Source organism: Anaerovibrio sp. (assembly GCF_045637405.1).
In the GTDB taxonomy this organism is placed as follows: Bacteria; Bacillota; Negativicutes; order Selenomonadales; family Selenomonadaceae; genus Anaerovibrio.
This window is the reverse complement of the sequence record NZ_JAZTZI010000043.1, coordinates 1-8,965: the sequence shown is the minus strand read 5'-3', so window position 1 is coordinate 8,965 and position 8,965 is coordinate 1. Positions and strand designations below refer to the sequence as shown.

Here is an 8,965-nt window from a genome sequence, read left to right as displayed (position 1 = left end):
GCTGTATGCAATACGGGCATCCAGCAGCTCAATAACCACATCCACCAGCTTCAGATTTTCAGTGATAATTTTTCTTGCCTTGGTCATGTGACCGGGAAACCACTGCACATTTGGCAGCACCTGCTCAGCTGCCAGCTTTCTGGCACTTTCTTCCCGTTCTTTTATATAATCATTCATAATGTAAACTCCTATTTAAAACTGCACACAAAACAACATAATTAATTATACGGCCCAAGGTATGTATTGGCAAATCCTCTTTTAGCGCAAAAGAAAAAGCTGGGAGAAATGTGCTCACATTCCCTCAGCTCAAAAATAAATCTTTTTCTAAACGTTTTCATTGCTATTTGAAATAAATTCCCTGCACGGCCATCCTTACAAGTATCGTCTTTCATATCCTCTATTGCCTTACACACATCTATCTGATTATCTACAAAAACGTATCAAATCAACGTTCTATACTGCTTTTGCTCTTCTACTGGAAGCATAAGGGCATCCATGGCCTCCTGGGCGGACCAGCCCATTTTATTCATAAGCTTGCGGATAGATGCGATACGCTCTTCCATACGTCCCTCCATACGACCCTCGTTGCGGGCATCGTCCTTCATATCTTCTATTGCCTTACACATATCTATCGGCTCCTCTCCATCAGGAATCTTATAATCAACATTGGCACATATGCTTATAGTTTGTACTGCATCACGATTCAGTGCTTTATAACGCCATTGTTCAAATTTTTCTTCTTTAGAAGAAAAATCTTCCAATTAGCGTTTCATCGAGCTGGGAGATATGCTCACCAGCTGTTGTAGTTTGTTTTCCCCCACCTAAAGAGGAAGGGGACATCTTAAAGCTCGTTATATTTAGGATCGCTGTCTACTAACGCCTGCATACTTTGTTTATCCTTGGAATGCTTGATAAACTTCAGTACTTCACGTAAATCAGATTGAAAAATCTCTAGCTCCTCATCACTCATCAGAGCTGGCGAAACTAAGTTAATATGATAATCCGGAGAATATTTCAAAAAATTATCATCAATCTCTTTTGAATACATTTGTCGTAATGATACAGGTCCATCCCATTGATCAGCACCCCAATGAACAACAATAGTAATCACCGGCAGTAGCTTATCACTACGATGAAAACCGCTCAGAAACTCTGTTTTGTCACTGGCCTTATCATGATTATTTTTATGGGAAGCAGACAAGGCAGATATCTGGTCAGCCAAGGTGATGGCATCATAAAGCATATTTCTCACCGGCATGGCTGTATGGACCTCTGACTGGTTTTCCACACCTAAAATACAATATGTGGCTTTACCATCAGTTTTGGTCAAAGTCTTCAGCACATCTCTGTGCTTTTGAGTCGGCACAGCCACGCCATCAGTACCATAGGGAATAACCACACCAGTAGTATCAATATCCCGAAGATTACCTGGCAATACTCTCTCGGCACCATTAAAACAAAAGCCGTTAAACAAATCAGCAAATCTGGTTGGATTTCCTATATAGTATTTTGTAATGGAATCTTTCTTACTCAAAATAATACCCCATTTCTTATGATTTTTCCATAAACCATTTCCATGCTATTTGAAACGTAAAGTTTTAAATCCATCAATTATCTTTTTATTGTCTGCGCAATTATATTCTAATATATTTATGCAATTAAATCAATTTATTTAATTTATATAAGATAATTATCTTTTTTATCTATATAGTATCAATAAACAGCCTAGAGTATTTATCAAAAACCCTCTTTAATAACAAAAAAGCTGAAAGAAATGCGTTATCATTTCCCTCAGCTCAAAACAAAATTGGTATTTTATTCCTCATAACGATATGCACTGTTCTAAATCAACATATTTATGGACATTATGCTCTGCTCCTCCTGAGTTGGTTCTCTATCTGGCAAGGTGCCCATTCGCTGTTTGGCTTCTGCCAAAAGTCGTTTTACTTTTTCTACTTCCGCCTCATCGCACTTATTTTGCTTATAACCATCTTCCACTTCCTGTAAATCCTGTTCCAACAATGCAATTACGGCTTGCATATCTTTCTGGGTGGCCGCTGCTGCAATCTGACGACTGCGTTTTCCCTCATTAACTGTAACTGTACTTTTAGACGATTCCGTGGTCACTTCTCCATTTTCACTTATCCTGACATTCATCCCCTGGAAGCCCACCTCATCCTTACGGCTGGCATAGGATTCATCCGCTGCACGCAAAATATCAAACAATCTATTACGGCTGTCATCATCAGTGAGGCATTTCTGCAAATACTTTGAGGAAATACTGGTCATGCCACCACTGACCACTTGATAATTATCCCACAGATAAGCATTCAGTTCATCAATATTTTTAAAAGCCTGACTTGTGCCAGCTACCTTGTTATTTTGCAGATAAGCCTTAGCAAGCATAGGATTGCCATTATACGGTATCTGCATAATTTTCTCAGTATTATCCCGCAGAATATCCGTAACATGACTATCAGCCATCCGCTTAAGGGCGCGCTGGTCTACCGGTAAATACGGGATATCCTTAAGCTCTGAAGCCATCTCCTTCTTCTTTTCCTCAATCTTTTCCTGTAAAGCTTTCAAAGAACCCTTAGATGTTTTTTTAGCTTTTTTCGACTGCTTATCCAGCAACTCCTGCCACCAGTTTTTCGTATTCGATCGCTTCACAAAAGACTGATTTCTATTATCACTGACACCAACACTCCAAGCACGAAGACCGCCATTGTCATCAATAATCCAACCTGCAGATTTCAAATTTCTCCCTTGAACCAAGTCTGTGTTGGAAACATCGTATAGCAGAGCTTCATACTCCAACCGTTTCTCCGGGTCATTCTCCATTTGCATCAATATTTTCGGAGAAATGGAAACATTGTTTGTCCCCATCCCCGAAAAAGGATTTGTTCCAATGCTAAACTTCATCCCTGAAAATTTGCCCTGCAATTCCGAAAAGACACTGCCTTTTTCATTAGCAGCAGCTTCCTCCCGTTCTTTTTGTCGAGCCTTGGCATATTCTGCCGCAGCCTCCGACACATAGCTCTGTCCAATACGTACTGGCATTTTAATTACCTCCCCACCACAAGTTTTTCTTATCTTATATATCGTTATAAATTCATCCCAGCTTACATTTTTGGTGCGAATGACTCATTTTTAGGTGTGAACGGCTACCTTTACACAGCTCTTTTCGTTGCTCAGCCTATATTCTCATGCTATGATGAGTAAAACGAAAAAAGGGGCTAAACCATGAAAAAAATATCCCGAAGAATTTTGTTAATTCCCTTACTAACAATTTTTCTTTTACTGGCAGTAGACGGCTTCATAATAAGCCGCATTAACGTAACACCAAGTATATATCAGGAGCAAAACACTATTTCTTTTCCTGCCTTTCATACCAAGGATTTGCAAGGAAATATCGTTACTCAGGATATTTTTGCCCGCTCATCAGAAAGCAATATATCAATCGTCTGCCTTTGGGTAACCCAAGACACCGCCACCAGCCGTGATTTGCTTTGTGCCTTGGCCAACTGGCAGAATAACTCCACCAATAAAATCCCTATCATTGGCATCATCGGTGATTTACGGGAAACAGACAATAAAGAGAAACTCTCTCTGGCACAATCCGTTGTATGGAATCTACCTACAGATATCCCACAACTAATGGTCAATGACGACCTTGACAGCTTTTTGGTTCGTATCAAAAATGCCCCAACGGTCTGCTTTGTAGACGGAGGGGGCAATCTCATGGGCCAGCCGGTAGTTGGCAATGAACCAGGCCTAATAATAAAAGAAGCGGAACGGTTAATAAAAACCGGTTCCGCCCAAGTTCAGCTTGAACAAACAATCCAAGACAATTTATTTCATTAATCTCAATTATCACTTTTTTCTTCCCTATGATAAAGCATAACAGTGAGATTAAACACCTGTCTGTCCCCTTTAGACAATGCCCTTATCTCCACATCACCATTATATTTTCTGGCACAACGCTGAATATTATCCAAGCCAATGCCATGTACCCGCTTTTCCGCCTTGGTTGTTTCCGGGAGCTCTGCCCCTTTTTTCCACACTAACTGCCCATCATAATCATTCTCTATTTCCAAGAAGAATAATGAACCCTTTTCGTAGGAGTGCAAATCTATATTTCGCGCTCCTTTTACTTTTTCGCAGGCCTCTATGGCATTTTGCAAAGCATTGTTCAAGATAATACTCACATCATATACATCAAAGGAAGCATTTTTAGGGTAATGGAAATTCACGGAAAAATCAATTTCCTTCCTTTTTGCCTGTTGCCTTATCTGGTGCAAAATCACATCCAACATTGGATTACCGGTATGATCCGCAAAATCCAGTCGGGCTACGGTCTTTTCCATTCCATCCAAATAATCGTCCAAATCCTTATTTTCCCCCATAGAACGGTTGCGTATATATGCCGCGAGATTGGCTATATGCCCACGCAAATCATGGCGCAGCCCCCGCATATCGCCATAAATATCCTGCAAATCCTCGATTTGGTGCTGCACATCCGCTACCCGATTTTCTAAAAGCAGCCGTTTCCGTTCTTCGTCCTTGGATTGCACAATTCTGATTATAGGATGATACCATGGCAAAATTCACCAAATAGCACCGATGACAACGGTAAAAGGCTGGGCCCAGTCCACTGGCAAATTCATCCATGGTGCCCTGCACCTCATAGGTTCCCCCGGTGGTATGCACCGTTACCTTTTTGTTGTTGCTTTCTATGTAGTATATGTCCCGCAGAAAAACCTTTCTGGTGTCCTTGCTTCCAGTCTGATGACTGGTAATTTTCAGCAGTACATATTCTTCCTCCTGCTTTGCCCGAAATTCCACTTCCTGCAAGGCCCGCCCAAGCACCTGAACAAATTTGTCCCTTTGGACAGGCTTCAACAAATAATGGAAGGCCTGCACATCAAAGGCCTCCTCCATATGCTCCCGATAGCCGGTTACGAATATTATAATGCTTCGTATCTTACCATTTTGGGCCTGATGTTCCCTGATTTTACGGGCTATATCCAGACCTGAAACACCCTTTATATCCAGAAAATATATATGAAAATCCCTTCCAGCCTGTAGTAAATCAGCGGCTGAAGAAAACGACTCTACCCTTGCCTCAGGCCTGTGGGCTGCAATCATATTTCCCAAGTCCTTACAAAATTCTATATCACTGTCGCAAACAGCAATTCGCACCTCCACAAGTGATCTCCCCATTCTATATGTTTTATTTCGCCCCAAAAAAAATATCTCTGAAATTATTTCCCAGAGATATTTTATCTGAATATGCGCCTTAAATCCATGAATTAAACAGGTTGCCAAGAGACGAATAACCAGACATTCTCATTAGTGAGTTGCTGGAATAAAGTGAACTAGATTTTCCATTAATGCCCAGAGCTGAGGAAATCGACGGAAACAGCCGATTTTGCTGAGACTTGGCAAAGGAAATATGTCTGTCTGCCATCCCTGCCAAACCATCCTTCCCCAGAAGCCTTAGTCAGTACATCCTCGTCAATTTTCATTTTTCCATCATTGCCTACAGCAATTCCAATACCACTGAACTGTTTGGCCCGATAAGTAGTATCTGAAAAAGTGTTAGCTATATTTTTCATGTACTTAGACAAATCTGCATTATCCTTAAAAAAGCCAATAGCATCATTATATTTGCTGGCAAAATCCTCAATACCCTTCAATGCATCCACCAGTTCACTACTTTTTGTGGTTGTTACTGTTCCGTCTTCACTGGTTGTCTGTGTAAGGGCTGATTTGCCACCCACATCAAAGTTTATTTTCTTTATGTCCGCAGAGGCCTTTGACAAATCGCTCATGGTATCTGAAAACTCGGTCTTAAAGGCCTTGGCTGTACTGTCATAGGACTTCACCAGCTCAGTCATCCCCGAACGAAGCCCCATTAAGCCAGACATTGAAGAAGAGGATATACTACCTAATAATCCATATCCACCCAACATTGAACTGCCGTCACTCCACAAGGAGGACGTCTTATTAGCTGACTTCCCAGTATTAAACAAAGATTGGCCGGTATTTTGTGCATACCGCAACATCAAATAATTGTTGCGTGCCATAGATGATATAGTAGACATTCCAATCCCCCCTTACAGGAATTAATATAATACTGCTATTTTCATCTATAGTATCGTAGGTATGAGCTTTTTATCAATAGAAACGGCGCGAACGATGGTTTTTAGGGTGTGAACGACAAAAGAAAAGCCAAAACAGCCCAGCAAAACGCACGACCATTTTGGCATATAAATGTTTTATATTAGCTTTTAAGTAGATATTGCTCAATTGCATTATAAAATTCTACAGCCCTAGAATACTGTTCATCAGCATCAACCTTGGATACGATATAGAAATCATCATAATCACAGTTGTTTCTAACCTGAAACGCCTCCTGCAAGTAAGCAGAATATTTTTTCTCGAAAACACCTGTCTTAATGTACTCTCGTTGAAAATATGAGATTACACCTGCGTGTTTTGCAAAATCAACGGAGTCTCTGGCCAGTACAGCTCTCACGGCTGTAAAAATGGCATAATATGAACGACCAATAGAGTCTTTATACTTTTCATTATCCAGCAAAATCTTAGCCGAATCCAATTTTTCCTTGGCACTATCCAAACGGTACTTTACAAGCTCATCCAACCTTCTGCCCCTCCTTTATTATGTTTCTATAATATGGGAGTGTATTCTGATATTTGGTGAACTCATTATACGGAATTACTGTAGGTGAAATAATAACATCATTTTCTAAACCTAAATCTGCAGACAATTCCCACATTTTCTTTAGCTTTCGCTGCAAATCCAGCCTATCACCCTTTACTACAGCGACAAAATCTATATCAGACTCACTGTCATAATCCCCCCGTGCATAGGAGCCATAAAGATATATATCAATTATGTCATCACCATATACCTGTCTGTACCCATCTTTAATAATAACAATTATTTTTTCAAGGGATAAAGATGTCATTTTGCTTCACCACCAATCAAAAAACCGCACCTACTATGAAAATTATATCATAACAATGGAATTCTGTATCTAAACTCATAACTTTAACCTATGGCATAGAAAACAAAGCAAGGATATATTTTCCATCAGCACATAATCCTAAAAGCATACAATCATGCCTGCTGCGGCATTGGATTCTTTCCTTCGTATATGATCTCCCGATAATGCTCATGGTCTGTATCACCCTCCGTACTGATACAGAGGACCACAGAATCTTTACCAAGTTTCAAAAGTTTTTTTATATCCGCATATTCTTCCTTACCGGCAATCAAATTTACAAGACCAGTGGTCACTGCTCCACTTTCTCCAGATATCACCTTTGGATCCGATCCCTGTGGCGCCGCCAGCAAGCGCATTCCATAGGCTGAAATATAATCTGGGCATTTGAAATACCAATCCACAAAGTCTCTAAGGATCGGCCAGGCAATTGTGCATGGTTCACCGCAGTTTAGACCTGCCATGATAGTCGGGGCCTGATCCACTGCTTCATGAGCCTCCCCATCACCCATCAAAGCAGACTGATAAATACATGCCATATTTTCCGGTTCAACAACGCTGATGACTGGTCTCCTCCCCTTATAGCGATTCACCAGATATCCCGTTACTCCCCCTGCCATGGCCCCTACACCGGCTTGCAAAAACACATGGGTAGGCACAAGCCCCTGTTCCTCCAGCTGTCTGCTGGCTTCTTCCGCCATGGTTGTATATCCCTGGATAATCCAAGATGGAATATCCACATATCCGTCCCAACTAGTATCCTGAATCAGGATCCAGCCCTGTTTTTCCGCTACCTCCGCAGCATATCGCACGGTGTCATCGTACCCGGTCTTCGTGATAGTGACCTCTGCCTTCGGATTAACATCCCTAATGGCCTGAGCACGGAGCTCACTGGAGCCTTTTGGCATATATACATGAGCCTCGCAGCCGAGCTGTCCTGCCGCCCAAGAGACACCCTTTCCGTGATTTCCATCCGTAGCGGTGACAAACACCATCTTGTGAACAGCCTCCTGATACTCCGGCTCTTTCAAATCAGAAAAGCTGATTTCCTCTGCGTCAAGTCCAAGCTCACGACAAATCACCCTGGTAATGGAATAAAGACCACCCAATCCCTTGAATGCGTTCAGTCCAAATCGCTGTGACTCGTCTTTTACAAAGAACGCCTTTACTCCCAACCTCTCAGCCATAGTATCCAGCCTCCGGAGCGAGGTCTCATGATAATCAGGGTGTCCCCGATGAATTCTCTGAACTTGGGCAACCGACGCTTCGGACAGAAACGTAGGCCCTTTATTCTCAGACCTGGCGGTGTTCTGTATCACAGATACACAACCTATTCTGTATTCTTTCATTGTAATTCCCCTTACCGCCCAATGCACTCTGCCAAAAGGGCCTGGACACGATACACATCAGCATCTTGGCTGAAGGTCTTTACAAGAGGTGTAGCTCCCATGTCTGCCACCCAGATTTTCAGCTCTGCATCTAAATCAAAATGCCCTGCCGACTCCACCTCAAAGTGGCGGATATTTTTATATGGTACGGAATGATAATTCACTTTTTTGCCGGTGGCTCCCTGAATATCCACCAATATTAGCCTATAATCAGTAAAAATCATCAAATCTCTGATCCACCGATAAGCCTGTATCACCTTTTCATTTTGTCCAAGGAGCTTGGCATAATCCTTCTTTACATCTTCAATGTCGGTCTGGGAAGCATTTCCCATCAAGCCACTAATTATCCCCATAGTGCTCTCCTCCTATCTTACCACCTACTACATAACCCCAGCATTATAATTTATCCCATCAATAACCTTTCTGATTCCAGCCCAAACTGACAAATCAGTAAAAATGTCCGCTATGCTGCCTTGGTCTGTGAACGGTGACTCCTGCAACACAGAAAGGTCCGTCATCATGCCATTGTAAGTCGGATCGTAGCCA

The 8,965-nt window shown here is 41.8% G+C and carries 11 protein-coding genes; 1 reads left to right on the top strand and 10 read right to left on the bottom strand.

The features are described 5' to 3' along the window. Positions 1-440: 440 nt before the first annotated feature. The 3 genes from ACKI5G_RS03370 to ACKI5G_RS03360 all read right to left on the bottom strand — a co-directional run bounded on the left by ACKI5G_RS03370 (position 441) and on the right by ACKI5G_RS03360 (position 3,060). Positions 441-761 (bottom strand): hypothetical protein, encoded by a 321-nt coding sequence (locus tag ACKI5G_RS03370; RefSeq protein WP_407397633.1) that lies wholly within the window; start codon positions 759-761, stop codon positions 441-443. A gap of 80 nt (positions 762-841) precedes the next feature. Next, positions 842-1,534, bottom strand: a complete 693-nt coding sequence (locus tag ACKI5G_RS03365; protein WP_407397631.1) for an Rpn family recombination-promoting nuclease/putative transposase — start codon at positions 1,532-1,534, stop codon at positions 842-844. 308 nt (positions 1,535-1,842) lie between these two features. Then, entirely contained in the window at positions 1,843-3,060 is a 1,218-nt protein-coding gene (locus ACKI5G_RS03360) for a DUF6033 family protein (protein WP_407397629.1), read from the bottom strand. Positions 3,061-3,243: 183 nt separating this feature from the next. Between ACKI5G_RS03360 and ACKI5G_RS03355 the strand changes: the two genes are divergently transcribed. Continuing rightward, the gene (locus ACKI5G_RS03355; protein WP_407397627.1) at positions 3,244-3,864 is read left to right on the top strand and encodes a hypothetical protein; all 621 of its coding nucleotides are present in this window, start codon (positions 3,244-3,246) and stop codon (positions 3,862-3,864) included. Positions 3,865-3,866: 2 nt separating this feature from the next. Here ACKI5G_RS03355 and ACKI5G_RS03350 read toward each other — a convergent pair whose 3' ends face one another. From ACKI5G_RS03350 to ACKI5G_RS03320, 7 genes are all read right to left on the bottom strand, one after another. Then, the gene (locus ACKI5G_RS03350; RefSeq protein ID WP_407397625.1) at positions 3,867-4,517 is read right to left on the bottom strand and encodes an ATP-binding protein; all 651 of its coding nucleotides are present in this window, start codon (positions 4,515-4,517) and stop codon (positions 3,867-3,869) included. Beyond that, entirely contained in the window at positions 4,456-5,208 is a 753-nt protein-coding gene (locus ACKI5G_RS03345; RefSeq protein WP_407397623.1) for a LytR/AlgR family response regulator transcription factor, read from the bottom strand. The genes ACKI5G_RS03350 and ACKI5G_RS03345 overlap by 62 nt, the downstream gene beginning before the upstream one ends. A 182-nt stretch (positions 5,209-5,390) precedes the next feature. After that, positions 5,391-6,107, bottom strand: coding sequence for a hypothetical protein (locus ACKI5G_RS03340; protein WP_407397621.1), 717 nt, complete (start codon positions 6,105-6,107; stop codon positions 5,391-5,393). Positions 6,108-6,286: 179 nt separating this feature from the next. Then, a complete protein-coding gene (locus ACKI5G_RS03335; RefSeq protein ID WP_407397619.1) occupies positions 6,287-6,667 on the bottom strand; it encodes a HEPN domain-containing protein in 381 nt (126 codons plus the stop codon). Beyond that, positions 6,660-6,995 carry a nucleotidyltransferase domain-containing protein gene (locus ACKI5G_RS03330; protein WP_407397617.1) on the bottom strand — a complete coding sequence of 112 codons (336 nt, stop codon included), beginning with the start codon at positions 6,993-6,995 and terminating at the stop codon, positions 6,660-6,662. The genes ACKI5G_RS03335 and ACKI5G_RS03330 overlap by 8 nt, the downstream gene beginning before the upstream one ends. A 152-nt stretch (positions 6,996-7,147) precedes the next feature. Next, positions 7,148-8,380 (bottom strand): diaminopropionate ammonia-lyase, encoded by a 1,233-nt coding sequence (locus ACKI5G_RS03325; protein ID WP_407397615.1) that lies wholly within the window; start codon positions 8,378-8,380, stop codon positions 7,148-7,150. 11 nt (positions 8,381-8,391) lie between these two features. Then, complete coding sequence (locus ACKI5G_RS03320) at positions 8,392-8,772, bottom strand: PH domain-containing protein (RefSeq protein WP_407397614.1); 381 nt, start codon at positions 8,770-8,772, stop codon at positions 8,392-8,394. Positions 8,773-8,965: the final 193 nt, after the last annotated feature.